General features: G+C 66.7%; 27 protein-coding genes and 1 tRNA gene. 10 read left to right on the forward strand and 18 right to left on the reverse strand.

The window, feature by feature from the left end; all coding sequences use genetic code 11:
* Nucleotide 1: 1 nt before the first annotated feature.
* The gene (locus HTUR_RS10490) at nucleotides 2–397 is read right to left on the reverse strand and encodes a DUF5830 family protein (protein ID WP_012943304.1); all 396 of its coding nucleotides are present in this window, start codon (nucleotides 395–397) and stop codon (nucleotides 2–4) included.
* Between the two features lie 92 nt (nucleotides 398–489).
* Between HTUR_RS10490 and HTUR_RS10495 the strand changes: the two genes are divergently transcribed.
* Entirely contained in the window at nucleotides 490–1,242 is a 753-nt protein-coding gene (locus HTUR_RS10495; protein WP_012943305.1) for a VTT domain-containing protein, read from the forward strand.
* Nucleotides 1,243–1,244: 2 nt separating this feature from the next.
* Here HTUR_RS10495 and HTUR_RS10500 read toward each other — a convergent pair whose 3' ends face one another.
* Entirely contained in the window at nucleotides 1,245–1,772 is a 528-nt protein-coding gene (locus HTUR_RS10500; protein WP_012943306.1) for a response regulator, read from the reverse strand.
* A 135-nt stretch (nucleotides 1,773–1,907) separates the two neighbouring features.
* Nucleotides 1,908–2,099 (reverse strand): HVO_2523 family zinc finger protein, encoded by a 192-nt coding sequence (locus tag HTUR_RS10505; protein WP_012943307.1) that lies wholly within the window; start codon nucleotides 2,097–2,099, stop codon nucleotides 1,908–1,910.
* Between the two features lie 118 nt (nucleotides 2,100–2,217).
* On the opposite strand from HTUR_RS10505, the gene HTUR_RS10510 reads away from it, so the two are divergent.
* Complete coding sequence (locus tag HTUR_RS10510; RefSeq protein ID WP_049941881.1) at nucleotides 2,218–3,525, forward strand: MFS transporter; 1,308 nt, start codon at nucleotides 2,218–2,220, stop codon at nucleotides 3,523–3,525.
* Nucleotides 3,526–3,672: 147 nt separating this feature from the next.
* On the opposite strand, the gene HTUR_RS10515 is transcribed toward HTUR_RS10510, so the two are convergent.
* Nucleotides 3,673–6,801: an adenosylcobalamin-dependent ribonucleoside-diphosphate reductase gene (locus tag HTUR_RS10515; RefSeq protein WP_012943309.1), complete on the reverse strand. Its 3,129-nt coding sequence runs from the start codon at nucleotides 6,799–6,801 to the stop codon at nucleotides 3,673–3,675.
* Between the two features lie 431 nt (nucleotides 6,802–7,232).
* Here HTUR_RS10515 and HTUR_RS10520 point away from each other — a divergent pair, with 431 nt between their 5' ends.
* On the forward strand, nucleotides 7,233–7,421 hold the full coding sequence (locus tag HTUR_RS10520) for a hypothetical protein (RefSeq protein WP_012943310.1): 189 nt from the start codon (nucleotides 7,233–7,235) through the stop codon (nucleotides 7,419–7,421).
* A gap of 169 nt (nucleotides 7,422–7,590) precedes the next feature.
* Here HTUR_RS10520 and trpG read toward each other — a convergent pair whose 3' ends face one another.
* The 4 genes from trpG to trpD are packed head-to-tail and all read right to left on the reverse strand — an operon-like array spanning nucleotide 7,591 to nucleotide 11,565.
* Nucleotides 7,591–8,241, reverse strand: coding sequence for an anthranilate synthase component II (gene trpG, locus HTUR_RS10525; protein WP_012943311.1), 651 nt, complete (start codon nucleotides 8,239–8,241; stop codon nucleotides 7,591–7,593).
* A complete protein-coding gene (gene trpE, locus HTUR_RS10530; protein WP_012943312.1) occupies nucleotides 8,238–9,896 on the reverse strand; it encodes an anthranilate synthase component I in 1,659 nt (552 codons plus the stop codon). Before trpE ends, trpG begins: the two co-directional genes overlap by 4 nt.
* A gap of 5 nt (nucleotides 9,897–9,901) precedes the next feature.
* Nucleotides 9,902–10,552: a phosphoribosylanthranilate isomerase gene (locus HTUR_RS10535; protein ID WP_012943313.1), complete on the reverse strand. Its 651-nt coding sequence runs from the start codon at nucleotides 10,550–10,552 to the stop codon at nucleotides 9,902–9,904.
* Entirely contained in the window at nucleotides 10,549–11,565 is a 1,017-nt protein-coding gene (trpD, locus tag HTUR_RS10540; RefSeq protein ID WP_012943314.1) for an anthranilate phosphoribosyltransferase, read from the reverse strand. The genes HTUR_RS10535 and trpD overlap by 4 nt, the downstream gene beginning before the upstream one ends.
* Before the next feature lie 183 nt (nucleotides 11,566–11,748).
* Between trpD and HTUR_RS10545 the strand changes: the two genes are divergently transcribed.
* The 4 genes from HTUR_RS10545 to HTUR_RS10560 all read left to right on the forward strand — a co-directional run bounded on the left by HTUR_RS10545 (nucleotide 11,749) and on the right by HTUR_RS10560 (nucleotide 13,943).
* A tRNA-Val gene (locus HTUR_RS10545) sits at nucleotides 11,749–11,823 on the forward strand.
* A gap of 344 nt (nucleotides 11,824–12,167) precedes the next feature.
* The gene (locus HTUR_RS10550; RefSeq protein ID WP_081443498.1) at nucleotides 12,168–12,974 is read left to right on the forward strand and encodes a helix-turn-helix transcriptional regulator; all 807 of its coding nucleotides are present in this window, start codon (nucleotides 12,168–12,170) and stop codon (nucleotides 12,972–12,974) included.
* A gap of 179 nt (nucleotides 12,975–13,153) precedes the next feature.
* Nucleotides 13,154–13,366 (forward strand): hypothetical protein, encoded by a 213-nt coding sequence (locus tag HTUR_RS10555; RefSeq protein ID WP_012943316.1) that lies wholly within the window; start codon nucleotides 13,154–13,156, stop codon nucleotides 13,364–13,366.
* 37 nt (nucleotides 13,367–13,403) lie between these two features.
* Entirely contained in the window at nucleotides 13,404–13,943 is a 540-nt protein-coding gene (locus HTUR_RS10560) for a hypothetical protein (RefSeq protein ID WP_012943317.1), read from the forward strand.
* Between the two features lie 41 nt (nucleotides 13,944–13,984).
* Here the strand turns inward: HTUR_RS10560 and HTUR_RS27940 are convergent, their stop codons facing one another.
* The 3 genes from HTUR_RS27940 to HTUR_RS10575 form a co-directional block, all read right to left on the reverse strand.
* A complete protein-coding gene (locus tag HTUR_RS27940) occupies nucleotides 13,985–14,272 on the reverse strand; it encodes a hypothetical protein (RefSeq protein WP_012943318.1) in 288 nt (95 codons plus the stop codon).
* Between the two features lie 45 nt (nucleotides 14,273–14,317).
* Nucleotides 14,318–14,650: a HalOD1 output domain-containing protein gene (locus tag HTUR_RS10570; RefSeq protein ID WP_012943319.1), complete on the reverse strand. Its 333-nt coding sequence runs from the start codon at nucleotides 14,648–14,650 to the stop codon at nucleotides 14,318–14,320.
* Nucleotides 14,651–14,730: 80 nt separating this feature from the next.
* On the reverse strand, nucleotides 14,731–15,381 hold the full coding sequence (locus tag HTUR_RS10575) for a helix-turn-helix domain-containing protein (RefSeq protein WP_012943320.1): 651 nt from the start codon (nucleotides 15,379–15,381) through the stop codon (nucleotides 14,731–14,733).
* Between the two features lie 147 nt (nucleotides 15,382–15,528).
* Between HTUR_RS10575 and HTUR_RS10580 the strand changes: the two genes are divergently transcribed.
* A complete protein-coding gene (locus tag HTUR_RS10580; RefSeq protein WP_012943321.1) occupies nucleotides 15,529–16,557 on the forward strand; it encodes a hypothetical protein in 1,029 nt (342 codons plus the stop codon).
* A gap of 73 nt (nucleotides 16,558–16,630) precedes the next feature.
* Here HTUR_RS10580 and HTUR_RS28445 read toward each other — a convergent pair whose 3' ends face one another.
* Together HTUR_RS28445 and HTUR_RS28450 are read right to left on the reverse strand one after the other, a co-directional pair.
* Nucleotides 16,631–17,746: an FAD-binding oxidoreductase gene (locus HTUR_RS28445; RefSeq protein WP_264183027.1), complete on the reverse strand. Its 1,116-nt coding sequence runs from the start codon at nucleotides 17,744–17,746 to the stop codon at nucleotides 16,631–16,633.
* The gene (locus tag HTUR_RS28450) at nucleotides 17,743–18,048 is read right to left on the reverse strand and encodes an FAD-binding protein (protein WP_264183028.1); all 306 of its coding nucleotides are present in this window, start codon (nucleotides 18,046–18,048) and stop codon (nucleotides 17,743–17,745) included. Before HTUR_RS28450 ends, HTUR_RS28445 begins: the two co-directional genes overlap by 4 nt.
* Nucleotides 18,049–18,247: 199 nt before the next feature.
* Here HTUR_RS28450 and HTUR_RS10590 point away from each other — a divergent pair, with 199 nt between their 5' ends.
* Nucleotides 18,248–19,156: an AEC family transporter gene (locus HTUR_RS10590; RefSeq protein ID WP_012943322.1), complete on the forward strand. Its 909-nt coding sequence runs from the start codon at nucleotides 18,248–18,250 to the stop codon at nucleotides 19,154–19,156.
* Nucleotides 19,157–19,240: 84 nt separating this feature from the next.
* Here the strand turns inward: HTUR_RS10590 and HTUR_RS10595 are convergent, their stop codons facing one another.
* The 4 genes from HTUR_RS10595 to HTUR_RS10610 form a co-directional block, all read right to left on the reverse strand.
* Nucleotides 19,241–20,176, reverse strand: coding sequence for a hypothetical protein (locus HTUR_RS10595; protein WP_012943323.1), 936 nt, complete (start codon nucleotides 20,174–20,176; stop codon nucleotides 19,241–19,243).
* A gap of 85 nt (nucleotides 20,177–20,261) precedes the next feature.
* Nucleotides 20,262–21,044 (reverse strand): YihY/virulence factor BrkB family protein, encoded by a 783-nt coding sequence (locus HTUR_RS10600; RefSeq protein WP_012943324.1) that lies wholly within the window; start codon nucleotides 21,042–21,044, stop codon nucleotides 20,262–20,264.
* A gap of 128 nt (nucleotides 21,045–21,172) precedes the next feature.
* Nucleotides 21,173–21,940, reverse strand: coding sequence for a CAP domain-containing protein (locus HTUR_RS10605; protein ID WP_012943325.1), 768 nt, complete (start codon nucleotides 21,938–21,940; stop codon nucleotides 21,173–21,175).
* Between the two features lie 182 nt (nucleotides 21,941–22,122).
* Entirely contained in the window at nucleotides 22,123–22,437 is a 315-nt protein-coding gene (locus HTUR_RS10610; protein WP_012943326.1) for a lycopene cyclase domain-containing protein, read from the reverse strand.
* Between the two features lie 104 nt (nucleotides 22,438–22,541).
* On the opposite strand from HTUR_RS10610, the gene HTUR_RS10615 reads away from it, so the two are divergent.
* Nucleotides 22,542–23,699, forward strand: a complete 1,158-nt coding sequence (locus tag HTUR_RS10615) for a CBS domain-containing protein (RefSeq protein ID WP_012943327.1) — start codon at nucleotides 22,542–22,544, stop codon at nucleotides 23,697–23,699.
* 24 nt (nucleotides 23,700–23,723) lie between these two features.
* Here HTUR_RS10615 and HTUR_RS10620 read toward each other — a convergent pair whose 3' ends face one another.
* Nucleotides 23,724–25,964 carry a beta-glucosidase gene (locus tag HTUR_RS10620; protein WP_012943328.1) on the reverse strand — a complete coding sequence of 747 codons (2,241 nt, stop codon included), beginning with the start codon at nucleotides 25,962–25,964 and terminating at the stop codon, nucleotides 23,724–23,726.
* Nucleotides 25,965–25,982: the final 18 nt, after the last annotated feature.

Raw genomic sequence — 25,982 nt, forward strand, 5'->3', positions numbered from 1 at the left:
CTCAGTCCCGCCCCGTCACTTTCCGAATACACGACGAGCCGAACGGTCCCAGTTCGCCCGCGTCGAGGTCGATGAAGTAGCCCGTCGACAGCCCAGACCCGCAGCGCTGGCAGGAAAACTCCCCTTCCTTCGTGATCACGTCCTGATCGAAGCTGACGTACTGGCGGCTCTTCGGGCGGACGATGCCGTCCTCGCGCTCGATGATCCCACGTAACTCCGCCTCGTCGAGGATCGTCCGCGTCACCGTGGGGTCGCTGGTCACCATCTCGATCCGGTCGACGACGTCGGCCAGCGCGAGCGATTCGTGCTCGAGTCGCTCGAGCAACGCCAGTCCGCGTTCGACGCGGTCGTCGCTGGCGTCGGCGGACGTCTCGACCCGACGGTCCTCCCGATCCATCGGTGAGTTGTGGTCTCTCCGACCGAATAAACGTTCTGTCCCGGCCGCCGAGAGACACAAAAGTTTCAACGGTCGGTGGGAAACTGCGATCGATGTCGTCCCTCTCGGTGCGAACGCGCGCGGTCACCGCCGCGGTCGCGATCGGTGCGATCCTCGGTGCGGGCGCGCTCGTCTCGCCGTCGGCGCTGCTCGCGACCGTCGAGTCGGTGTCGACCGATCCCATTCTCTTCGGTCTCGTCGTGACCGGCCTCTACCTCGGGCGGCCGCTGCTGGCCCTGCCGACGACGCCGCTGGCCGTCGTCGTCGGCTACGGCTACGGCGTCGCTGTCGGCGTTCCGGTGGCGCTGGTCGGCGTCGTGGTGACGGTCGTCCCCGTCTTTCTCGCCGTCCGCTGGGTCGCCGCCGGCCCGCCCGACGACGAGGCCGGCGTTCGGTCTGCATCGGTCTCCGAATCGGCTCCCGGTCCGTTCGATTCGATCCTCGAGCGAGCCGGAGCCGCCGTCGGACGGTACTACGAAACGGCCGGCCCGATCCGCGGCGTCGTCGCCTCACGGCTGGCGCCGATCCCGTCGGACGTGGCGACCTGTGCGGCGGCGGTCAGCGGCGTGCGGCTCCGCCACCTCGTGATCGGGACGGCGATCGGCGAACTCCCGTGGACGATCGCCGCGGTCGTCGTCGGCGCGTCGGCGGCGACGATCAGAACCGGTGGGGTCGGCGACCTCGGAGCGGCGCTCACGCTCGCCTGTTTGGTGGCCGCGATCGCCCTGCTGGCGGCGCCAGCGTATCGGCTCGTTCGGGATCGAGGGGAACAAAGTCGAACGACCGGGCGGCCGGCGGACAGGTGAGATCAGCGGTCGCCGTCCTCGACCAGCGACTCGCTCATGTCTTTCAGATCCGCTTCCAACTGCCGGTAGGCGTCGGTCTCCGCTAACTCGTTCGGCGCGTGTTCGTCCTCGAGGGTCTCCATCTTGTTCGACAGGGCGGCGAGCTCGCGCCGGCCGTCGCCACCGTACCGGGACTGGACCCGGAGGTTCTCGATGATCCGCGTCAGCTGCGCTCGAGAGACGGGTTTGGTGACGTAATCGTCGATATCGAGTTCGACGATATCGAGCCCGGGATCGACCGCCGTGACCATGATCGCCCAGCAGTCGTGACCTGCGGCCCGGATCCGGTTGAGCACCTCGTCGCCGGTCAGATCGGGCATGTGCCGGTCGAGCAGGACGACGTCGACCGCTCCGCTCATCGCCTCGAGCGCCGATCGACCGTCGTAAGCGGTGTGCACCTCGTAATCCTCGCTCACCCATGTCGCATAGAGATCGGCCAGTTCGCGCTCGTCCTCGACGACGAGAATCGTCGGTTGCGTAGACGTAGACATACGGATCGTTCGTCCGAGACCACAGAGCGTCGTCTTGTAGCAGTACCGGGCGACTCACGCCTCGAGTCGGGCGCCGAACCGCCCTCCGGTGGGCACGGGAGAATCGGGCCGTCGCTCACGAATCGGCGACCCGGCTCAGGTCCAGAACGTATCCGCACAGTCGAATATGACGCCGTGTTGCGGGCAGACGTACTTGCAGTGGCGTTTGAACAGTTCGCCGTCGCAGTGAGGACAGGTCGGGCCGCTCGACCGGGAGGTCGCCGCCCCGCCGTCCGCGTCGGTCTCGGCCGTGTTCCCGGCGTCGGGTTCGTCGCTGTCGGCTGCCATACGGACCCCATCGATCGGCCGGCGCTAAGTCCTGACGGTCCGCTTGAGCGACTCCGCCGTCGGAATCGATCGCGACCGGAGTCCGACTTTTATGAGGGTGCGCTCGAGTGTCGCCGATATGTCCGATCGGTGGTTGTACGCGTGGGCGCTCGGCTCCGCGGCGTTCGGCGGCGCCTCGTTGATCGTCCCCCTGTACGTCGTCTCGCTCGGCGGGGATCCGGTGACGCTCGGCGTCCTCGCCGCGGTCGCCGCGTTCGTCGGCGTCCCCGGCGCGCTGGCGTTCGGCGGCATCGCGGATCGAACGGGAAAGCGACGCGGACTCGTCGTCGGCGCGCTCGCCCTCGTCGCCGCGATGCTCGCCGTCGTTCCGCTGACGCGATCGATTCCGGTCATGATTGCCGCCAACGCCGTCGTCTGGTTCGCCTCCGCCGCCGTCCTGCCGATCCTCACGCTGCTGGCGGTGGCGGATGCGCCTGACAACCAGTGGAGCGCGCGGATCGCGCGGCTCAACACCTACCAGGGCGTCGGCTGGGCGCTCGGCCTCCTCGCGGGCGCCGTCTGGACCGCCGGCGCGACGCGGATCCTCGAGGTTCGGACGGCCCAACAGGGGTTCCTGCTCGCCTGCGCCGGCTGCGCCGCGGTGAGCGTCCTCGCCGCCGCCCGGCTGTTGCCGCCGGATCCGGGACGGAGCGCGGAACCCGACCCCCGGAAGCTCCGCCAGGCGATCCGGCGAGCCGGCCGGTTCAACGTTCGCGGCGTCACGTTCCCGTTTTCGCCCGCACGCGTCGATCCGCGCGGCCTCCACCCGCGCCGTCTCGCGCATCGCTTCACGCCCGCCCTCACGCTGTACTTCGGCGCGATACTGCTCGTCTTCGCCGGCTCCGCGGCCTTCTTCGCGCCCCTTCCCGTGTTCCTCGGCGATGCCGGCTACGGCTCTGACGGGGTCTTCGTCCTGTACCTCCTCTCGAGCGTGGCGTCGGCGCTCTGCTTCGATCGCGTCGGGGCGTTCGCCGCGACCCACGACGCTCGGCTCGTTCAACTCGCTGGCCTGCTCGGTCGGGCTCTCGCGCTCCCCGTCGTGGCCGTCCTCGGCGCCGCCCTCGGCGTGACGAACGTCGGTCTCGTCGGAACCGCGGTCGTCTTCGCCGCCATCGGCGTCACGTGGGCCGTCATCTCCGTCACGACGGGGACGATCGTCACCCAGCTCGCGCCGGCGTCGATCCGCGGCGAGGCGCTGGGGGCCTACAGCGCGCTCATGGCCTTCGCCGGCGGGCTCGGCAGCATCGCCGGCGGCTGGCTCGCCGCCTCGAGCTACGGCCTCGCTTTCGCCGTCGCCGGCGGACTGGTGCTAGCGGGGGCCGCCGTCGTCTTCCTGCTCTGGTATCGAGCGACGGCGGTCTCGGAGCCGGACCGGTCGATCGCCTGAGTGACGGGTCGATTTCGGTCGACACCGCTGTTCGTCCGGTATCGTCCGTGTCGGAACACCGAACTACCGCCGTCGAAAACGGTGGAAAACGCGTCGACGATAGAAAACAGTTCGAGATATTCGGCTGATTTCAGCCGTTACACCGGCTCAGCACTCGCTCCAGCCGCAGCTCTCGCACGTTTTGCAGCCTTCGGAGAAGTACAGCGACATCGAGCCACAGTCGGGACACTCCGGCGACTCGCCGGCCTCGATGAGATCCTGCGTCGCGTCGTCTTCGGCGTCCGCATCGCCGCCCTGGGCGGCCGCCGCGCCGCCGTCGGTCTTCGGCCCGTCGAACTCGACGGCGTCCGCGTCGGCGGACTCCTCGAGCGTCGCCTGCGTCGGGTACGGTTTGTCGATCTCGTCCTCGAGGTAGCGACGCATCGCGGTGCCGATGGCGTCCGGGATGGACTGGATCTGCTCGCCCTTGTCCCAGGCGACCTTCGGGCTACGGGTGCCACAGAGTTCGTCGACGATCTCCTCGGGATCGACGCCCGAGCGCAGCGAGGTCGAGATGACCTTCGCCAGCGCCTCGGTGAAGGAGTTGGTGAAACCGCCCGAGTGGCCGATATTGGCGAACAGTTCGAACGGCTGGCCGGTCTCGGGATCCTCGTTGATCGTCACGTAGACCTTGCCGTAGCCGGTGTCGATGCGCTGGCTGACGCCCTGCAGGGCGTCGGGGCGCTCGCGCTTCTCGGTGAAGTCGACCTGCACGGGCTCGGCGTCGTCCGCGTCGCCGGACAGCGAGCCGAGATCCGCCTCGAGGACGTCCTGGACGTCCTCATTCTCGAGGAATTCCTCGAAGCCGCCGAAGATCTCCTCGATCTGCTCGGCGAGGGCCTCGGCGGCCTCGGTCTCGTCGGCGAAGTCGGCGTTCTTCGCGCGGGTCGTCAGCACCTGCTTGCTGCGGGTGCCGTCGCGGTAGTAGGTGACGCCCTTGCCGCCGTGCTCGTAGATGTACTCGAAGACGTCCTTGGCGTCCTCGAGCGTGGAGTCGTTGGGCGCGTTGACGGTCTTCGAGATGGCGGAGTCGACGCCCTGCTGACAGGCGACCTGCACGCCGGCGTGCTCTTTCGCGGAGAGGTCGCCGGTCGTGACGAACAGTTCGCCGATGGCGTCGGGCACCGTCGAGAGGCCCTCGACGCCGTTGAACTGGTTGGTCGCCATCTGCTCTTGGGCCTCCTCCTTGACGGCGTCGACGTCGATGTCGTTGTCCTCCAGTACGCGGAGGAAGTAGTCGTCGAACTCGACTAACATCTCGTCGCCCTGGACGTCGTCGGAGACGTTCTTGTAGTAGGCGACGTTGTAGATCGGTTCACAGCCGCCGGTGGTGTTGCCGACCATCGAGGTCGTGCCGGTCGGCGCGATGGTCGTCGTGTTGTGGTTTCGGATCGAGAACCCGTCCTCCCACTCGTCGGCGTCGAGACCGGTCTGTTTCTCGAACCACTCGCGGTACTCGGTCGGGTTCGCGTACTTGGAGTTGTCCCACTCGTCGAAGCTGCCGCGCTCCTCGGCGAGCTCGTGGGACGCCCACTTCGACCCGTGGTTGATGTGGCGCATCAGCTGGCGCGCGACCTCGTTGGAGGTCTCGCTGCCGTACTCCATCCCGAGCTGGATGTACAGCTGTGCCAGCCCCATGATGCCCAGGCCGATCTTGCGCATCTCCCGGACCTTCTGCTCGATCTTCTCGACCGGGAAGTCACTCATCGTGACGACGTTCTCGAGGAACCGCGTTCCCATCTCGATGCGGCGGTCGAACTCCTCGAAGTCGATCGCCTCCTCGAGGAAGGCGTCGACGGCGTCCTCCAGCGAGTCGTACTCCTCGCCGTGCTCGTCGTACCAGACGCGCCAGTCGGGCGCCTCGAGGTCCGCGAGCGTCGAGAGGTTGATGTGGCCGAGGTTACAGGCCTCGTACTCCTCTAGGGGCTGCTCGCCGCAGGGGTTCGTCGCGAGGATGCGGTGGTCGGGGTGTTTCTCGACGTCGAAGGAGTGCTGTTTGTTGACCCGCTCGAGGTAGATGACGCCGGGTTCGCCGTTCTCGTGGGCGCCCTCGACGATGTCGTCCCAGAGTTCCTCGGCCGGGATCGACAGCTCCTCGCCGACCTCGACGTAGTCGCCGAGGCCGAACATGTCGTACAGCTCCTTGGTCTCCGCGGTAGCGATGTGGGGCTCGCCCGTTCGGGGGTTGGTGAACGTGAACTCCTCGCCGTTCTGCAGGGCTTCCATGAAGTCGTCGGTGATACCGACAGAAATGTTGAAGTTCGAGAGGTGGCCCTCGACGGCGTTCCGGAGGTGTTTGGGGACCTTGCCCTCGTCGTCGATGAGTTCACGGGCCTCGTCGAGTGCCTCCTGGAAGGAGTTGTGCGTGAAGTCGTCGGGATCGTTCAGACGCAGCGTCTCGGCCAGCGAGACGTCCTTGTTCTTGGCGTGGATGAACTGGATGACGTCCGGGTGGGAGACGCGCATGACGCCCATCTGGGCGCCCCGTCGGGCGCCGCCCTGGGCGATCGTCTCGCACATCTGGTCGTACGTGCGCATGAAGGTGATCGGGCCGCTGGCGATGCCGCCGGTCGAACCGACCGCGTCGCCGTAGGGACGAAGCTGCCAGAAGGCATAGCCCATGCCGCCGCCGCTCTGGAAGACCTGCGCGGCCTCCTTGGCGGTCTGGTGGATATCGTCGATATCGTCGTCGGGAGAGTCGACGAAACACGCCGAGAGCTGCTGGAGCTCGTCGCCGGCGTTCATCAGAGTCGGCGAGTTCGGCATGAAGTCGAGATTCTCCATCATGCCCTGGAACTCCTCGGCGACGTCCTCGACGTGGGCGCGGATCTCGTCGGGGAGTTCGGGGACGACGGTGTCGTAGGCGAACTTATTGACGTTGTAGATAGAGAGCGTCGCCTCGGCATCGTCGTCTGCGGTGGTGCCCTTCCCGAACACCTCCGTGGCGAGTTCGTCGCGCCGCGGATGGTCGGGCTTCAACTGGTTGGGCGTGACCGTGATCTCGACGTCGCGTTTGCGCGCCTCGAAGACGGCCTCGGCGAGGGCGATGTTCTTGCCGACGCGGTCGAAGAGATCCTCCTGGTCCTCAATGAGTTCGCCGTCGGCGTCCTTGCGCAGGTATCGCGCGGGCAGAATGTTGTGGTAGGCGTTGCCGGTCAGGCGCTCCTCGAGCGTGTCGCCGTCGGTGCGCTTGATCGGGAGGGTCAGATCCTCCGCGGAGAGCTCCGATTCGCTCATGCGCGGGTCACCTCGTAGTTCCCCCGCCGCGGGGTGGCGATTCTAGCGTGGGTCCGAGTGCTGGCTCGCATCATTCGTGACGAAGGTTCGGTAGACAGCGGTCCATCTTAAAACGTGGTGTTGTTGTCCCACTTTTCTTGTATTAGGACAAATGCACTTGTAGAGATGCCTCTGGGGTCCTTTCGTATCCTATCGTTTCGGGTTCGATCACGGCACTCGAGACGGCCGTAACCGCGGCTACTAACACCTACAACGCCGACGGTCTTAACGATTTTCAGAGCGTCCTGAAAGTAGTTTCCAGCGCATATATTCGCCGCGCTGTCGTGTGGTTTCCAGTATCAGGCCGACCTCTCCGTTCGTCGAAGAGTCACGAGATCGATTCGTTCATTCTATCCAGAAAGATTACGTCTCTGCAATACGCAGGGTTTCCCATGGTCGAACCACTGACCTCGTCGACCGTTCTGCTCGTGCTGGCGGGCCTGGCCGCGCTGGCGGTCGCCGTCGTCGCAATCAAGATCGCGATCAAACTGGCGATTCGCATCGGGATCGTTTCCGCTATCGTCCTCGCCGGCCTCTACACGGCCGGCGTCACCGACCTGTCGTTCCTGCCGTTCTTCTAATTCGGTATTGGACTCAGTCCGGTCGGTATCGCATCGAAACGACGGGTTTCAGATTGGATGCTGCCAGTTTCCGACCTCGATACCGTTCGGTCTCGAGCTACCCGTCGATTCTGTCGGAGCCGAACGCGGATAAAACGACACTACGCTACGGCCCGTTCGAGGAGACGGCTCAGTTGTCGATCGACTCGAGGAAGTTCTCGATCACATCGTGACCGACCGCCGTGAGCACGCTCTCGGGGTGGAACTGGACGGCCTCGATCGGATGCTCGCGGTGACGGATTCCCATCACGAGCGTCTCGTCATCGTGTTCCGCCGTCGCAGTGACGTCGAAACAGTCGGGCACCTCGGTCGCGACCAGCGAGTGATACCGACCGGCGCGAAGGCCCTGTTCGAGGCCCGCAAAGACCCCTTTGCCGTCGTGGTCGACGGCGGAGGCCTTGCCGTGGATCGGCGCCGGTGCCCGGCCGACGCTTCCGCCGTACTCGTAAACGGCCGCCTCGAGCCCGAGACAGACGCCCAGGGTCGGCACCTCGGGACTCACCTCTCGGAGTACGTCCATCGTGACGCCGACGTCGCGGTCGTTCTTCGGGTGGCCCGGTCCCGGACTGATGATGATCGCGTCCGGGTCGACCGCGCGAACGTCCTCGAGCGAGGCGGTATTCTTCACGACCGCGGTTTCGGTCCCCTCGTGCTGGCTGACGTACTCGACTAAGTTGTACGTAAAGGAGTCGTAGTTGTCGACGAACAGTACCGTCAGCGGCTCCGCCTCGCCGCCCGCATCCGATTCCTCGGTTTCGGCCGCGTCGTCCATCGTACTCATCGGCTCACCTCCGGCGAGGACTCGAGGTTGTCGACGGCCACGTCGTCCTCGATCGCCTCGAGGGCGGCGAGGACGCCGCCCATTTTCTTCTCGGTCTCCTCGTACTCGGCGGTCGGATCGCTGTCGGCGACGAGACCGGCGCCGGCACGGACGGTGATCCGATCCTGGTCTCCTTCGTCCTCTACGGTGGCGGTCCGGATCACGATCGCGAAGTCCGCGTCGCCACACCACGAGTAGTAGCCGACGCCGCCGCCGTACAGGCCTCGCGGCTCGGCCTCGAGGTCGTCGATGATCTCCATCGCCCGGATCTTCGGCGCGCCCGAGAGGGTGCCGGCGGGGAACGAGGCCCGCGTCGCGTCGAAGGCGTCCGCGTCGCTCGCGAGGTCGCCCGTCACCGTCGACTCGATGTGCTGGACGTGGCTGTACTTGAGCACGTTCATGAACTCGTCGACGCGGACTGAGCCCGCTTCCGAGACGCGGCGCACGTCGTTTCGCGCCAGATCGACCAGCATCGTGTGCTCGGCTCGCTCCTTCTCGTCGGCCAGCATCTCGCCGGCCAGCCGCCGGTCCTCGACTGGACTCGAGCCCCGGTCACAGGTTCCGGCGATGGGATTCGACATGACCTCGCGCCCGCGCACGGAGACCAGCGTCTCGGGGCTCGCGCCAACGACGGTCAGGTCGTCGTGCTCGAGGAGGTACATGTACGGCGAGGGGTTGACCTCGCGCATTGCCTCGTAGAAGCCGAGGGGATCGACGTCGCCGTACAGTTCGCGGGTCCGCGAGACGACGCCCTGGTAGATGTCGCCGTCGAGGACGTGCTCTTTAGCTCGGCGGACGCTCTCTTCGTACTCGGCTTTCGGACCGACGACCTCGTCCTCGCGGACGAACCCGCCGGTCTCCGGCGCCGACGCGGCCCGCAGCGTTTCCGCGACGGCCTCGGCCTCCTCGAGGATGGCGTCGTAGACCGCGTCGGGGTCGTCGTCGGACTCGATGATCGGCGTGCAGTCCAGCGAGACCGTCCCGTCGCGCTCGTCGAACGCGAGCGTCTTCGTCGTCAGAACGAATTCGGCGTCCGGGAACCGCGACTCGGGCCGCTCGCGGCCGACCTCCTCGAGCCAGAGGTCGTAGACCGCGTCGTAGGCGAGGAAGCCGACCAGCCCGCCGGTCAGGTGCTGGCGGTCGTGTTCGGGCGGGTTCGCAAAGCGGACGTCCGGCATCGCCGCCCGGAGCGCGTCGACGGTGTCGCCCTCGGGATCGGTCTCGATCAGATCGCGCGGCGCGTCGTCCGTGAGTCGCTCGACCGTCGTCTCCTCGGGGTCGACCGTGACGACGGCGTCGGGATCGTAGCCGACGTAGGAGTAGCGCGCGTGGCGATCCGCGTCCGCCGAACTCGGTCGGAAGGCGCCGTCCGGATCGCTCGAGGCGGTCTTCTCGGCGCTCTCGAGTAGGAAGGCGTACGGCGACCGTTCCCGATCGCTCGAGGGCGAGCGGCCGGTCAGGGCGGCGTAGGCCTCGAGGGGCGTCGTCTCCACGTCGAGGGTCGCGACGGCGCGGACGACGACCGGGTCCTCGTCCCCAGCCGCGTGCTCGCGGAACGTCTCCCGGTCGACGTCGAGCGTCGGCGAGACGGCGGGTTCGGTGTCAGAGTCACTCATGTGGATCACGGCTCCGCCGTCCGTCGGGCGTTCTTGGCTCGGTCGACGAACGATCTGACGGCGTCGGGATCCTTGACGCCGCCCTCGGCCTCGACGCCGCTGGCGACGTCGACCGCGAACGGCTCCACCGTCCGGACGGCGTCCGCGACGTTGTCGGGCGTGAGCCCGCCTGCGAGGATCAGCGGCGACTCGAGATCCGCGGTCGCCACCCGCGTCTGGTCCCAGTCGTGGGTCTCGCCGGTACCGCCGCCGCCGTCCGCGGCCGGCGTGTCGACGAGGAGGCCGTCGACCACGTCGTCGTAGGTCTCGGCCCGGACCGCGTCGTCGGCGTCGACGGCGAGCAGGAGCTTCGCGTCGACGTTCGCGCGCAGGTACGCCAGATCGCCGAGCCGAATGCTCCCGTGGTACTGGATCGCGTCGGGTTCGATCTCGTCGGCCAGTTCGATCGCGCGCTCGGGGCCGGACGGCATCGTCACGAGGACGGTCGTCACGAACGGCGGCGCGGCGTCGACGAGTTCGCGGGCGCGCTCGACCGCGACCTCCCGCGGGGTGTCGACGGAGACGTCGCAGATGACCCCGAGGGCGTCGGCGCCGGCCGCGACGGCCGTCTCGAGGTCGTCCTCGTTCGTCAGTCCGCAGATCTTCACCCGCGTCATCGTCCCGCGGGTTCGGCTACGTCGCCCCGGAGGTGGTCGAGTTTCGTCGCGGCGTCGCCGGACTCGATCGCCTCGCGGGCGGCGTCAGCGCCGGCCTCGAGCGAGTCGGCTTCGCCGGCGACGTAGATCGCCGCGCCGGCGTTCGCGAGGATGACGTCCCGTTTCGCACCCGTGACGTCACCCGCGACGATTCCGCGCATGTCGGCAGCGTTCTCCGCGGGCGAACCGCCCGAGATGTCTTCGATCTCGTGGGCCTCGAGGCCGAGGTCGGCGGGCTCGAGAGTGTACTCCTCGACGTCCGAACCGGTCACTTCCGCGGCGACGGTCTCGCCGTGGATCGCGATCTCGTCGGTACCCGCGCCGTGGACGACTAGGGCGCGCTCGACGTCCATCCGCGAGAGGGCGTCCGCGAGGACGGGGACGAGGTCGGGGTCGTAGACGCCGACGACCTGTGCGTTCGCGCCGGCGGGGTTCGTCAGCGGGCCGAGAACGTTGAAAATCGTCCGCATGCCGAGTTCCTTGCGCGGGCCGATAACGGCCTTCATCGCGGGGTGGAAGACGGGCGCGAGCATGAAGCCGATGCCGTCGCGCTCGATCGCTTCCTCGACTGCGGGGGGTTCGGCCTCGACGTCGACGCCGACCTCCTCCAAGACGTCCGCGCTGCCCGACGACGACGACACGGAGTAGTTGCCGTGTTTAGCGACCGGAACGCCGGCCCCGGCGGCGACGATCGCGCTGGTCGTCGAGACGTTGATCGTATCGTAGTCGTCCCCGCCGGTGCCGCAGGTGTCGACCAGCGGCTCGCGGTCCGGCGTGATCGTCCTGGCTGCGTTGCGCATCCCTTCGGCGAAGCCGGCGATTTCGGCTTCCGTCTCCCCTTTCGCTCGCAGCGCCGCCAGCAGCGCACCGATCTGTGCCTCCGTCGCGCCCTCGAAAACGGCCGTCGAGGCCGCTCGAGCGTCTTCCTGTGTGAGATCCTCGCCCTCGGTCACCCGTTCGACGTACTCCTGCATAGTGAACACCAATGTACGTAGTTGTCTTGTAATGCTCAAATGAGTACATCGACTTAAGCGTATCGGAGGTCATCGTGCGGTGGAGTCGCGTACGGCGTCCGATTCGAAACCTTCAATTACGGTGGCCAGCAAGGATTGAGTGCAGACGAGGTGGCGACGGACGCCACGCAAGCAAAACCAGGCGGGTTGGTGGTCTAGTCTGGTTATGACACCTCCTTGACATGGAGGAGGCCGGCAGTTCAAATCTGCCCCAACCCATTTCTGACGAAACAACAATCGACGAGCGGAGCGTGGCGATACCGCCACGCGACGCGAGTCATCCGTTTCGTCAGAAATTGTTACAGGAGATTTGAACTAGACGAGTCACAGCCCGGGGAGCGAACGAAGTGAGCGACCCGGAATGTCTCGGCGTAGTTCAAATCTGCCCTCCGCTCTCTTGTTCAACTCGAGAGTAATTCCTCGATTACGCTAGTACTCAGTTCCGTCACTCGAGTGCGAAGACCGGTCGCAGCGCGGGACTGGGAACTGATCGGGAACCCCTTCGGAGTGCCGAACGGACGCTCTACTGGAACAGCTATACCGCTGGCATGCGTACGTTCATCATGACACCCTGTACCACGAGCGAACCGCTCGAGGATCTCGAGTTCCTCGCGCGGTCGGAACACCGCGTCGCCGTGCTCGAGGCGCTGGCCGAGCGGCCGACGAGTCGAGCCGATCTCCGGACGAAGACGGGAGCGTCGGCGTCGACGATCGGACGGACGCTGCGCGCGTTCGACGAACGCAACTGGATCAGGCGGGACGGGAACCGGTACGAAACGACGCAGCTGGGCGCGTTCGTCGCGGCCGGACTGCGGGACCTGCTCGCCCGACTCGAGACCGAGCGGGCGCTCCGCGACAGCTGGCAGTTTCTCCCGGAGGCGAGCGGGTTCACCGTCGAGATGGCCAGCCGTGCGGTCGTGACGGTCGCCGAGCCCGACGCGCCGTACCGGCCGGTGAATCGATTCGCGGCGCTGCTCAGACGAACGAGCCGATTTCGGTTCGTCGGCGCCGACGTCGCCCTGCTCGAGCCCTGCAAGGACGAACTTCGGCGGTCGATCGCCGACGGCATGGAAGCGGAGATCATCGATCCGTCGGCCGTCGCCGGATACATCCTCTCGAACTACCGGGAGCACTGCTCGGCCGCCCTCGAGAGCGGCAACCTCTCGGTCAGCGTACACGACGAGGTACCGCCCTACGGCGTCAGTCTCTTCGACGACCGGATCGCCGTCAGTTGCTACGATCCCGACAGCGGAATGGTTCGGCTGTTGATCGATACCGACGCGCCGGAGGCGCGCGAGTGGGCGGAATCCACATTCGCGTCCTACCAACGTGACGCTCGTCCGCTCGCGTTCGGACCGGTAGTCGGATAGTTCGGTGCCGCCGTCGCAGTGACCACCCAGCCAGGATGGCGCTAGGGGCGGCCGGATCGCCGGCTTGCAGACGATGCACGGCAGTCATCGGCTGCACGAACGGCATCCGTTGCACGAAACCCACTAGATGCCTCCATAGCTCTACGTAGTGTACGCTCTCTCGAGGAGGCGAACGAACTATGGCAAATACGCGACAAAGCGACGAGAAACTGACGGCCCTGGAAGTAGCGTGCGATACCGAAGTGTCGGGCTGCGTCTTCCGCATGCGGACCGAGGTGGACGACAGGGAGCGATTGCTCGAAATCACGTGCGACCACGTCAGCGAACAGCACGGCAAGGAGTTCTCCCTCGAGGAGATCGACGACCGGCACGTGACCGAAGTCGAGGTCTGAGCCGGCACGAGACAACACACGACGACCCGATCTGACTATGAGCACAGACCAAGCAACTGTCGACCACCACGAGACCGACTACGAACTCGGGCGCGGGGTACGAACCGGAGCGGTCCTGATGGCGCTCGCCGGCGTTTCGTTCGTCGGCTACGGAATCGTGTTCCTCGCGAGGACGTTCTTCGGCACCGGCTTCGAACTCGGCGTCGCGACCCTCAACGGCATCACGCCGGCGGACCTGAACGCGATCGATCCGGCGGTCATGCACTACATCAACCACCTGCACGTCGCGACCGCGGCGTTCATCATCGCCACCGGGATCGCTATCACGGCACTGTCGTGGTACGGCGTTCGCGCCGGCCTGCTGTGGGCGTGGGCGACGGCGGTCGTCGCCGCCGTGATCGGCCTGACGATCGCGCTGCCGATGCACTACATGAACCTCTTCGCGCACGACTGGCTGACGCACCTCGGCCCGATCTACCTCGCGACGATCGTGTTCGTGGCGGGCGCCGTCCTCGCGTTCCGTGGACTGCGAGCCGATTCTCGGCCGCCGGAGTCCGACGCGGATACCGGTGTCTAACGGCCCGCTTCGAATTTTCGGATAACCGTCGTTAGCATTCGTTAGAAGGCAGCGAGCGCGGCCTCGAACTGCTCTCCTCTCCGAACCTCGTCCTCGAGTCGGTCGAACCGAACGAGCCCGGCGGCCGCCAACTCGGGAAGGACCACGTGATGAAACTCGTAGACGAGCGTGACGTACCCCTCACTGGAGAGGGTCTCGTCGTCGCGGAGAAGCGGCGTCGCGTCCAGCGGTTCGTCGTCGACGAGGGCAGCGATCACCCGCCGAGGTTGCTCTCGAAGCGCGGTCTCGAGGCGCTCGTTCCGTCCGATCGCCTGACTACGCGTCTCCATACGTCGTCCTCGTCTCGAGACTCGTTTCGCTATGCATCGCTACGTCTACGCCGCCCCCGTCGGATTGGCCTCGATCGTTCCCTCGTCGAACACGGTCACGTCGAATCCCTCGTACCGGAACGAAACGCGCTGCTCGCCGGCGGTCGGCCTCGAGAACAGGCCCTCGAGCGCACTCGAATCGATCGCCGAATGAAGCGGCGGCAGGTCGAAGGGGTCCCGGTGAGCGGCGGCCGCGACCACGGCAACAACTGCCAGACTCGCAGAATCGCGGTCACTGTCGAACATCGCTCGGAAGCGTTCCGCGTCGGCATCGAACTCGACGAACGGCATCGAGTCGACGATTTCGACGGGGCCGAGCGTCTCTGGAGAGGATGTCATCGAGTAAAGAAACGCGCTCGAAGGGGTTGTCACTGGATTTTGCCCACGCAATATCTTTTTAACTCCGATTTATGTCCCCATCATTCCTGAGGTGTTACCACGGTGCTCGCGACGAGCCGCCGAATACCGCGTTGCAACCGCGACGAAACCGCCTGATGGCTGATCTCGAGTTCCTCGGCGAGATCGGCCTGTGTGGCGGCCCGCGGTGAGTCGAAGTAGCCTCGAGAGTACGCCAGTATCAGCGCCGTTCGCTGGCCGTCGGTCAGATCGTACTGTCGGTCCGAGTCGAGCGGCGCGAGCGCGTGCAGTTGGGTGAGCCGGATCGGAATGCCGTTCTTCCGACAGTACGACTGGAATTCGGAGACCTCCTGCTGGTCGCTACTTCTGAGTTCGAACGTCCAGTTCTCGGCCGTCCCGATCCCCGAGAGGAGGGTCACGTCGGTTTCGACGATCGCGGTGAGGACGCTCTCGTGGTCGAGGTTCCAGTCGATACGGACGAACAGCTGTTCGTCCAGTTCGTCGATTACGGTCACGTCGTCGACCCCCTCGTCCCCGGTCAGATCGAGCGTGAGTTCGGTGATGCGCTCCGCGTAAATCCAGAAGTAGGGGATAACGGCATCGCTCGTCGGGACGACGCGGTCCAGTTCGACGGTGGCGTCGGGTAGTTGCTCGAAGACCGCGTTCAGGGGAAATTCGGGTTGATCAACGGTGAATGACGCCTCTATCGCCATAGCATACGTTGGAGACGAACCGTTGTGAACGATCGGCTTACGCTCGTTCTCGATCTACATGATGATTGACGACTCTCTCGAGTTGCAGTGTCGCTCGAGGCCGAATTCAGGCTCAACCGCTTTTCGTCCGGCGACGGAACGGGCCGTATGGACGACCTGCTGTCGAGGGACACGCTTCGCGGGCGAACCGGGGAAAACCCGGTCGCACACTGGTTCCTGCTCGACGCGAACCGTTGGGTACTGGCGGGGCTGCTGTCCGCCGTGGCCTTCGCCACGTTCGTCGTTCTCGGCGCGATATCGCTTCCGATGCGGGAGATGATGGACAGTGGCACGCCCATCGACACGGCGTTTCAGGCGCTGATCGCCGCCGTGCTCACCGGCGTGACGCTCGTCGTCTCGATCAATCAGCTCGTGCTCTCACAGGAACTCGGCCGGCTCGGCGACCAGCAGCGGTGGATGAACGAGGCGATGGCCTACCGCCACGACGTCGAGGAACTGTTCGGATCGGTCGGCCCGCCTGACCCCGCGCAGTTTCTGCAGGCGATCGTACAGACCAGCAGCGACCGCGCCGAAGCGCTCCGCGAGGCCGTCGCCGACACCGACGACGAGACCCTTCGGCAACGGACCGACCGACTGGTCGAGAACGTCTGCCGGAACTCCGACGAGATCGAGTCCCAGCTCGAGACGTCCCAGTTCGGCGAATTCGGCGTCCTCCGGTCGGGACTGAACTATAACTACTCCTGGAAGATCTACGCGGTCCGCCGGCTGCGCGACGAGCACGGGGACAGCCTCGACGACGACCAACTGGCGGCGTTCGACGAGTTGATCGACAGTCTGACGCTGTTCGGTCCGGCCCTCGAGCACTTCAAGTCGCTGTACTTCCAGTGGGAACTCGTCCACCTCACGCGATCGATGCTCTACTCGGGGCTACCGGGCGTCGTCGCTGCGACGGCGACGGTGCTGTATCTCGATCCCGAACTGGTTCGGGGAACGATCCTCGGTATCGATACCATGGTGTGGCTCGTGGGCGCCAGCGCGACGATCACCCTCGTTCCGTTCTTCCTGCTGACGACCTACGTCCTCCGAATCGCGACGATTTCGAAGCGAACGGGCTCGCTCGGGCCGTTCATCCTCCGCCGCGCGGAACGAACGGAGGCGATCGACTGGGACGAATGAGTTCTTCGATCGTCGCTCGAGCGGAGCGTCGGTCACGACCGGCCGGTCGGCGGAGACGAAAACGACCGGCGGGTCAGTCGTCCACCGGCGTCACGTTCACGTTCCGCTCGAGCGCGTTCGAGGCGTCGTACCGCGCCTTGATCGCGGCGAGGCGATCGGAATTGTCGCCGTAGACGCGCTCGGTGACGTCCTCGTCGGCCCGCGGTTCCACGCCGGTAAAGCCGCCGTAGGCGCCGTACCCGCCGAGACGTCGGAAGCGGTCGTCGCCGTCGCGGGCCCACTCGATATTTGCGTCGTCGTCGCCCTCGTCCCAGTTCGCCTCGACCGTGAGCATGTACGCCGCGTCGCGGTGGGGGTACGCGGTCGCATCGGGTTCGACGTCGCCGATCGCCCCGCCCAGCTGCCAGACGCCGACACCGGCCAGCGGCGACGGTGCCTCGTCCGCGTGGGCGATGATCGCGTCGATCAGCTCCTCGGAGAGCTCGTCGACGTAGCACGAGCGGTGAGAGTAGTTGCGCCCCTCGGGGAACATCATCGTCCCGAGCTCGTGGAGCTGGAGGTAGGGCATGGGCTCGCTCATGTCGAGCAGCGGCTCGGAGATCTCGCGGAACGGCTGCAGGGCGTCCATCCCCGCCTCGGGGTCCCCGGCGTAACAGCCCAGGATCGCCACGGCGTCCTCGCCGACGAGGTCGTCCGGCATCGGCGGGAGGTCCGGTACGTGTCCCTTCAGGGCGAGCGTCGTCACCTCCTCGGGGGCGTCGCTCGCGAGTTCGTCGTACGCCGCGAGGACGGCCGCCGCTTCGTCGCCGGGGTAGAACACGCCGAGACCGCCGACGATGGGACCGACCTCGTACAGGTCGAACTCGAAGTTCGTGACGACGCTGAAGTTCCCGCCGCCGCCGCGGACGGCCCAGAAGAGGTCCGCGTTGCGCTCGGGACTCGCGTAAACGAGTTCGCCCTCGGGTGTGACGAGGTCGACCGAGCGGAGCGCGTCGATACCGAGCCCGTGTTTGCGTCGGATCCAGCCGATTCCGCCGCCGAGCGTGGAGCCGGGAATACCGACGTCGCCCGCGCTCCCGGTCGGCGTCGCGAGCTCGTGATGCTGGGTCTCCTGTAGCACGTCGCGAGCGCGACAGCCGGGGCCGACCTGCGCGATTTTTCGCCGCGGATCGACGCGGACGGAGTTCATCTCCGCCAGATCGAGGAGACCCCCTCGTCGACCGTCGAACTGCCGGTCTGGTGGTGGCCGCCGCCGCGAACCGAAAACGGCAGGTCGTGCTCGTCGGCGAAGGCGAGCCCCCTGGCGACGTCGGCGGCGCCGTTGCAGCGAACGATCAGCGTCGGATACCGATCGACGAGTCCGTTCCAGACGGCTCGAGTCTCGTCGTAGAGTTCGTCGTCCGGCGTGACGAGTTCTCCCCGAAGGGATCTCTCGAGATCGGTAATTGTTTCGCTATCCAGTCCAGAAGTGGGCACTTGTTTTGCTCCCATCCCGGAAGAGGTGTTCACACCGATTTGTTATAATGATTCTTGACCGTCACATATTAATACACATTAGTATTTAGATATGTAGCGGCCGGATGAGCGACCGCTTCCTGGTTGTCCGGCCGTACGACTCGAGCAGTGTGAGGGCGTCCCATTGCCGTCAGTAACCGAACGGTAGAAAAGCCCGAGTCGACTCGAGGGCCGTATGGAGCTGTTCGTCCGGTTGTCGGGATTGTTGGTCGTGCTCCTGCTGGGGGCCGGGTTCCGAGCGACGGGGCTACTCGACGCCGGCCGGACGGCGCGGTTGAACGCGGTCGCGTATTACGTCGCCCTGCCGGCGCTGATCTTCGTCTCGACGTACGATCGGGCGATCGGCGAGTTACTGTCGCTGACGCTGCTGGGCGGCCTGCTGTTCGTGCTGTTCGCGACGGTCGGGCTGGCGTGGCTCGTCCACCGCAACCGGGCGTCGGTGGGCCGGCGGAGCGTGGCGGTCGTCCAGTCGTACCACTCGAACCTCGGCTATCTCGGCCTGCCGCTGGTCGCGGCGACCTTTAACGCCGAGGTGACCGCGACCGCGAGCGTCGTGCTGGGCGTCGTCACGCTGATCCAGTTACCCCTGTCGATCCTCCTCCTCTCGACGCTCAACGGGGCCGACGCCGCGCTGGGTCACGAACTGCGAGGCCTGGCGAAAAACCCCGTTCTGGGATCGCTGATCGCCGGACTCGCCGTCGGCTCGCTGGGCCTCACGGTTCCCGGACCGGCCGCGACCGGCCTCGACCTCCTCGGTTCGATCGCCCTCCCGCTGGCCCTCCTCTGTGTCGGCGCGTCGCTCGAGGTGGACCTCCCGTCGATCGATATCGGCGCGACCGGGGCCGTCATCGGACTAAAAATTTTCTGTATGCCCGCGCTCGCGTGGGCCGTCTTCTCGGTGCTCGCCGTCGACGCGGCGACGTTCACCGCGGCGGTCGTGATGCTGGGGACGCCGACGGCCGTCTCGACGTTCGTCTTCGCGGTCGAACTCGGCGGCGACGAGGAGTTCGCGTCGCTGAACGTCTTCGCGACGACGCTGGTCTCGATGCTGACGCTGTTCGTGCTGATCACGCTCGTCAACTAGCGATGACTCGAGCGCGACGCGATCGAACACCCACCTACGCACTCGAGAAACTGAGCAACCGAGAGACCGCTGAATCGCCGGCCGCTAGCCGCCGAAGAACCGTTTGATCCGACCGAGCAGGCCCGGCGAGTCGTCGCCGTCCGCATCGTCGTCGCTCGAGTCCTCGTCGGCGCCGACCGACCCCGCGAGCGGGCCGGCGTCGTCGGGAACGTCGGGCGCCCCGTCGCTTCCGGCCCCGGACGTCGTCGCTGTCTGGGTCGCTTCCAGGTCGTCCATCGAGAGTTCGATCTCGTCGACGTCGGGCGTGGACTCGCGCCCCTCGCCCGCCTCGGCGGCCCGGACGTCCGCTCCGGTGACGGCGCCGTCCTCGATGCGGGCGGCCAGTTCCTCGAGGGAGGCGTCGTCGTCCGAGAGATCCTCGAGCGACGTCGCGGCGGAGTCGATCGACGACTCGTCGGCGCTGCTCCCGGACGTGCTCGCGGAGTCCGTCGTGCTCGCAGCGTCGCTCACGTCGGCGGACGCAGCCGTCTCGGTCGACTCGATCGTGTCCGTCAATTCCGCCGCCGCATCGACCTCGACGTCGTCGGGCTCTCGCTCGTCGGTCGATGGGATCTCGTCCTCGTCGAACGCGGCCGTGACGTCGCCGTCCGTCTGGGTCGTCCCGTCCGTCGCTGCGGCTGTGGCGTCGTCCGCTCCGACCGTTCCATCGGCCGGTTCGCTCACCGCCGCAGCCGTCGGTTCATCAGCCGCCGTCCCGGCGTCGTCCGGCTCGGATTCGTACCCCGCACCCGTTGGCTCGTCCCCAGCTGTCGCGCCCTCGTCCGCGTCCGCGTTCGCCGATCCGGCTTTCGTCGCGTCGAGCGAGTCGAGGATGTCGTCGACGCTCTGATCGGAGACGACTCGCTGCGGGCCGCCGCCCGGCTCGAGGCTCCCGCTCGAGGCGCCGGCGTCGTCGACCGACTCGCTCGAGTCGGACGCCGAATCGGCCGCGGAGGGTTGGTTCGAAGACTCGTCGCTCATTGTGGAGGTCTGGCCGTGCCGAGACCATAATCTTTCCCCCCTGCGGTCGATTCGGCGTCCGGATCCGGCGCCGGCGTCCGAGTCGTCACTCGGCCAGCGGCGGCTCCGAGAGGACGACGTTGAGCACCGCGCCGAAGAGAATGAGCATGCCGGCGAAGTAGAGCCAGGTGACGAACAGCAGGACGACGCCGACGGCGCCGTAGGCCTGGTACTGGCCGGCGTTGGCCGCGTACAGTTGAAAGCCGGCCTGCAGAACCGTCCAGCCGATCGCGGCGACGGCGGCGCCAGGGAGCACGTCGGTGAACTCGACGGGGATCGGCGGCAACACGTAGTAGATCGGGAGAAACACGAGGACGAGTCCGGTCAGCAGGGTCAACCAGCTCAGCACGCCGGCGAAGGGAAGCACTTCGGCGGCGAAGCCGACGATCGTTCCGATCACGATCATCAGGGCTGTCGCGCCCGCGCCCGCGACGATCACGACGAGTCCGTCCCTGAGCTGGTCGACCAGCGACTCCTCGGCGACCTCGTCGTAGACCTTGTCGAAGGCGAGGCTGAGCCCGCGGAAGACCTTCAGCGCACCCCAGGCGGCGACGGCGAGCGCGACGACCGTCGCCTCCGCGCGACCGGATTCGGTCGTCAACGCGTCGGTGACCAGTTCCTCGCCCGCCGCCGGGAGGAAGTCGCCGGCGACCGTGATCAACCGCTGGGCGGCGTCCTCGCCGCCGAGCAGCGACCCGACGACGAGCGCGAGCAACACCAGCGGGATCAGCGAGACGAACGCGTAGTACGCGAAGGCGGCCGCGAGAAAGGAAATGTCGCGGTCGCTCGCCGTTCGATAGACTGCAGTGAGCGTCTCTCGAGCGTCCATACCGGGACGAGAACGGCCACGGGTAAATGGCTATCAATCCTCCGTAGTTTCAGAATCGCTGTTCGGTTCGCCGAATGATAGGTCGACCCGCACGCGTTCCGCTCCGGTCGCGACCCGCCCCCCGGCCGTCACCGCTCGCGACAGAAGTTGTGCGACGCGTAGACCGCGCCGTCGTCGTCGATGTAGACGCCGACGCCGCCGCGATCCCAGTCGGGCGTCCCCTGCTCGAGGATCGCGCGTCGGTGGTCGGTGGAGTTCATCCACTGGTTGACCAGCCCTTCGGCGAGGCCCTCCGCGGTCCGGTAGCGGACGGTCTCGTCGGCGGCCGAGTTGTCGACCGGACGATCGACCCACGTCAGGGCGATGTTCTCGCCGTAGCCCCGACAGTAGTTGTCGACGTCCTGGAACCGATCCATCGGCGCCTCGCCGTCGGGATTGATGTGGGCGAAGTACTCCCGCTGGGCCATGTCGTAGCTGTGGGCGCGGCCGACGGAGGCGATCGTTCCGTCCCACTCCAGGGGCTCGATGCCGTGTTCGGCCCGGCGATCGTTGACCTCGGCGTGGACGAAGTCCTCGACGGTCGCCGAGTCGACGGTCTCGACGTCGGTCTCGTAGCTCGAGTTGCCGGGGTCGTCGGGATCGGTGACGTCAGGGTTGCGCTCGCCCGCCGGCGGCGGGTCCGAACTCGGCGTCACGTCGCTGCCGATACCGCCGGGGCCCTCGAAATCGTCCGTGTCGACGCTCTCGAGGACCGCCGGGGCGAGGACGGCGGTTCCGAAGGCGAGGGCGCCGATCAGGGCGACGGCGACGAGCAAGCGGAGAAGCGATCGCAGAACGGCCCTGTCGTCGGAATCGGCACGATCGGATCCGGTGGTCGACCGGGACCGGGGACACATCGTCTGAAACGACTAGATCACGGGATAAGTGTCCCCTGATCGGTTGCAGCCGCTGATACATTTCTCGGGGAGAGACTGTCTCTATCTCGTACTGTTTTCAAAAGCACCACGTCTCGAGCAGCACGTTCACCGACGACGAATCGAACCGGACGTCCGACTGACACCCGGTCGCGCGACGGCCGTCAGTTCCCGTTCCGTGGCTCGCCGAAGATCGTCTCGTGGATGCCGATCACGAGGCCGGGGACGACCGCCATGAAGAGGTGTTCCTCGAGCGGGATGCCGGCGATATCGATTCCGGTTCGGAGTTTGATGTCGAAGACGCCGACGGCGAGCGTGTAGCGGTCCCAGAGGTAGGCGATCGGGTACAGCGCGAGGATCGTGACGCCGGCTTTCCGGAGCGCGTTCGCCCGTCGGAGGAGGACGGCGGCGACGGCCCCCCAGAACAGTTCCGTCGCGAGGTAGGTGTATCGGCCGAAAACGCTGATATCGGGCACCATACGGGCGATACAACGGCGAGGGCCAAAACGGTCACCCCTGCGCCCACCCGGCTAAAACGTGCGGTATGTTCAAAAGCCCGGCGGCAGTATATTCTCCCAGAAGGATGAATATCGCTGATATCGCCACCACGGAGTTCATCGAGGTCGACGTCGGGACGCGAATGGGGAAAGTCCGATCCATGTTCGAGGACGGCAACCCCAAGGGAATCATCGTCACTGACGACGGGGAGTACGAGGGCGTCATCAGCGAGCGGGAGGTCCTCCAGTCCCACGTCGAAGACGACGCCAAGGTGGCGGCGCTCATGAAACCCAGTCGGAACGCGCCGGCCCCGCAGGTCGACCGCAACGAGGACGTCCGGGAGACGGCCCGCGTGCTCGTCGAGAGCAACGCGAAGGTCGCCCCGGTCTTCGAGAACGGCGATCTCTGGGGCGTCATCACCGATGACGCCATCCTCGAGGCGGTCCTCGAGAACCTCGATACGCTCACCGTCGAGGACATCTACACGGCCGAGCCGGTCACCCTCAAGGAGGACGACGGGATCGGGCGGGCGATCAACCAGCTGCGCGAACACGGTATCTCCCGACTGCCCGTGCTCAACGAGAACGGCTACCTCTCGGGCGTCGTGACGACCCACGACATCGCCGACTTCGTCATCCGCGAGAACCACACGACGACGACCGGCGACCGGGTCGGCGACACCCAGCGCCTGCTCGACGTCCCCGTCTACGACATCATGGCCAGTCCCGTCGAGACGACGACGCTCGACACCACCGCCCAGGAGGCCGTCGAGACGATGCTCGAGAAGGACTACGCGGGTCTGATCGTCACCCCCGAAGACGACGACCGGATGGTCATCGGCGTCATCACCAAGACCGACGTCCTGCGCGCGCTGACGTTCACCGAGGAACAGCGCATGGACGTCCAGATCACCAACATCTCGATGCTCGACACCATCACCCGGGAAGGGATCGTCGAGAACATCGAGGACGTCGTCGACAAGTACCAGGACATGCAGGTCCAGCACGCCCACGTCCGGTTCAAGGAACACCAGGAGAAGCTCCGCGGGACGCCGCTGGTCCACTGCCAGATCCGCCTGCGAACCAACAAGGGACAGATCGCCGGCACCGGCGAAGGCTACGGCTCCGAGAACGCCTTCCGCGTCGCCATCGACAAACTCGAGCGCAACGTCTTAGAGGTCAAGGGCGTCACCAGCGACGAGGAGTACCGCGGCCAGCTGCTCCGGAAGCTCAACGAGCTCTAGAGCGGGTTCGCAGTCGACTCCCGCTCACGAAAGCGTCTCCTCCGCAACCTCCAGAGCGACCGTTTTTCGCACGTCTCGCGCCGAGCGAGCCAGTTCGATCGGATAGGTGTCTGAATCGATCACCCAGCCGTCGGCAGCGTCGTACCGTCCGAGCGCCCGATCCGCGAGGTCGATGTCGACCGTCCGCATCTCACCGGCGGGGACGGCGATCGACTCGAAGCCGGCGAGTTCTCGAGTCGGCCGCTCGATCGCGGCCGACTCGGGGGGCCGGACGTACGCCTGCACCACCTCGCGCCCGTCCCGATCGGCGACGTTCTCGACGGTGAGGCGGACCGTCCGGTCGTCGACGACCGACGCGTCGCGGTACGCGAAGTCGGCGTAGGAGTGTCCGTGACCGAACGGGTAGGTCGGCTCTGTGTCGACCGATTTTCGGTCGAAGTGGCGGTAGCCGACGAACAGTCCCTCCTCGTAGTGCGCTTCGTCGTTGATCCCGGGGTATCGGTGCTCATCGGCCGTCGGGTACGTCCCTTCCGGGGCGAACGTGACCGGCAGGCGACCGGACGGATCGCGGTCGCCGTACAGCACCGACGCGACCGCCGCGCCGTCAGCCTGTCCGGGATACCAGGCCTCGAGGACGGCGTCGACCGCCTCGCGCCACGGGAGTTCGACGGGGCCGCTCGACCGGACCACGACGACCGTCTCCGCGGCCGCGTCGGCAACTGCCTCGACGAGTTCGTCCTGTCGGCCGGGCAACCGCAGCGAGTCCCGGTCCTTCCCCTCGGTCGTCCGGTCGCGGACGAAGACGACCGCGACGTCGGCATCGCCGGCGGCCCGGACCGCGGCGTCGATAGCGGGCTCGTCGGCGTCGATGCCGACCCTCGCGTCCGCGGCCGGCTCGTCGCTCTCCTCGCTCTCGACGAACGGCAGCGCGTCGAACAGCGAGAGATCCGGAATCGGCTCGCAGCCGCGGGCGACCGTCACCGCGCCGTCGGCCCGCGACTCCAGCCCCGCCGCGGGACTCGTCGACCGAAACGGCGTCGTCTCCGAGGAGCCGCCGCCCCCGAGTTTCGCCTCGTGGACGTTCGGACCGACGACGGCGACGTCGGCCTCGTCCTCGAGCGGGAGAACGCCGTCGTTCTCGAGCAGGACGGTCCCCCGGACGGCGATCCGCTCGGCGAGGTCGCGGTGGGCGGGCGTATCGATGGCTCCGGCCCCGTCATCGTCGTCGCCGTCACTTCGAGCGTCGTCAGCACCTCGATCGCCGTCGTCGGCACTCTCGAGGCGGCCGATCCGCTCGAGTTGTCCGAGAATCCGCCGAACCATGTCGTCCAGCCGCTCGGCCGGCACCTCGCCGGCGTCGATCGCGTCGGCCAGCGGGTCGCCGAACAGGTCGCCCTTCGTTCCGTCGGGGAGCCCGCCCATGATCTCGGTGGCCTCGCCCTCGAGGTCGGCCGCGTCGAACGAGCCGTCCTCCTTGTCCCCATCGCCGTCGCCACCGAACCCGCCGTCGATCGCGACCCCGGGCATCTCGAGATCCAGCCCCGCGTTCGCGGCGCCGACGGTGCTCTCGGTGCCGTACCAGTCGGAGACGACGTAGCCGTCGAACCCCCACTCGCCTTTGAGCACGTCACCGACGAGGCGGTCGTGGTCGCTCATGTACGTTCCGTTGACACGGTTGTAAGCGGTCATCACGGAGCCGGCGCCGGCCTCGACGGCCGCCCAGAACGGCCGCAGATACAGCTTCCGGAGCGTACGTTCGTCGACCTCGCTGCTGACCCGGACGCGGTCGGTCTCCTGGTTGTTCGCGACGTAGTGTTTGACCGTCGCGACGACGTCCTCGTCCTGGATCCCGTCGACCGCTCCCGCCGCCGTCTCGGCGGCCAGCAGCGGCTCTTCCGAGTAGTACTCGAAGTTCCGCCCGCAGTGAGGGACCCGGATCAGGTTCGCGCCGGGCGCGAGCAGCGCGTCCTGCTCGAGCGCCCGCGCCTCGCGGGCCATCGCCGCACCCTTCTCGCGCGCGAGGTCGGGATCGAACGTCGCCGCGACGGCGATCGACGCCGGGAACGCCGTCGCCCGCTCTCCCTCGGCGCGAATCCCGAGCGGGCCGTCGACCAGCCGGAAGGGCGGAACGTCGAGTCGCTCGACGCCGGGCAGGTAGCCCGTCGCCGTCCCCGCGGGATCGCTGCGGCCGCTGACGAGACGCAGTTTCTCCTCCCGGGTCATCGATGCGAGTCGCTCCGCGACGCGTTCGGAGCCGCCGTTCATGTCACCAACTGGGTGCGT

The organism is Haloterrigena turkmenica DSM 5511 (assembly GCF_000025325.1).
Lineage (GTDB): Archaea > Halobacteriota > Halobacteria > Halobacteriales > Natrialbaceae > Haloterrigena > Haloterrigena turkmenica.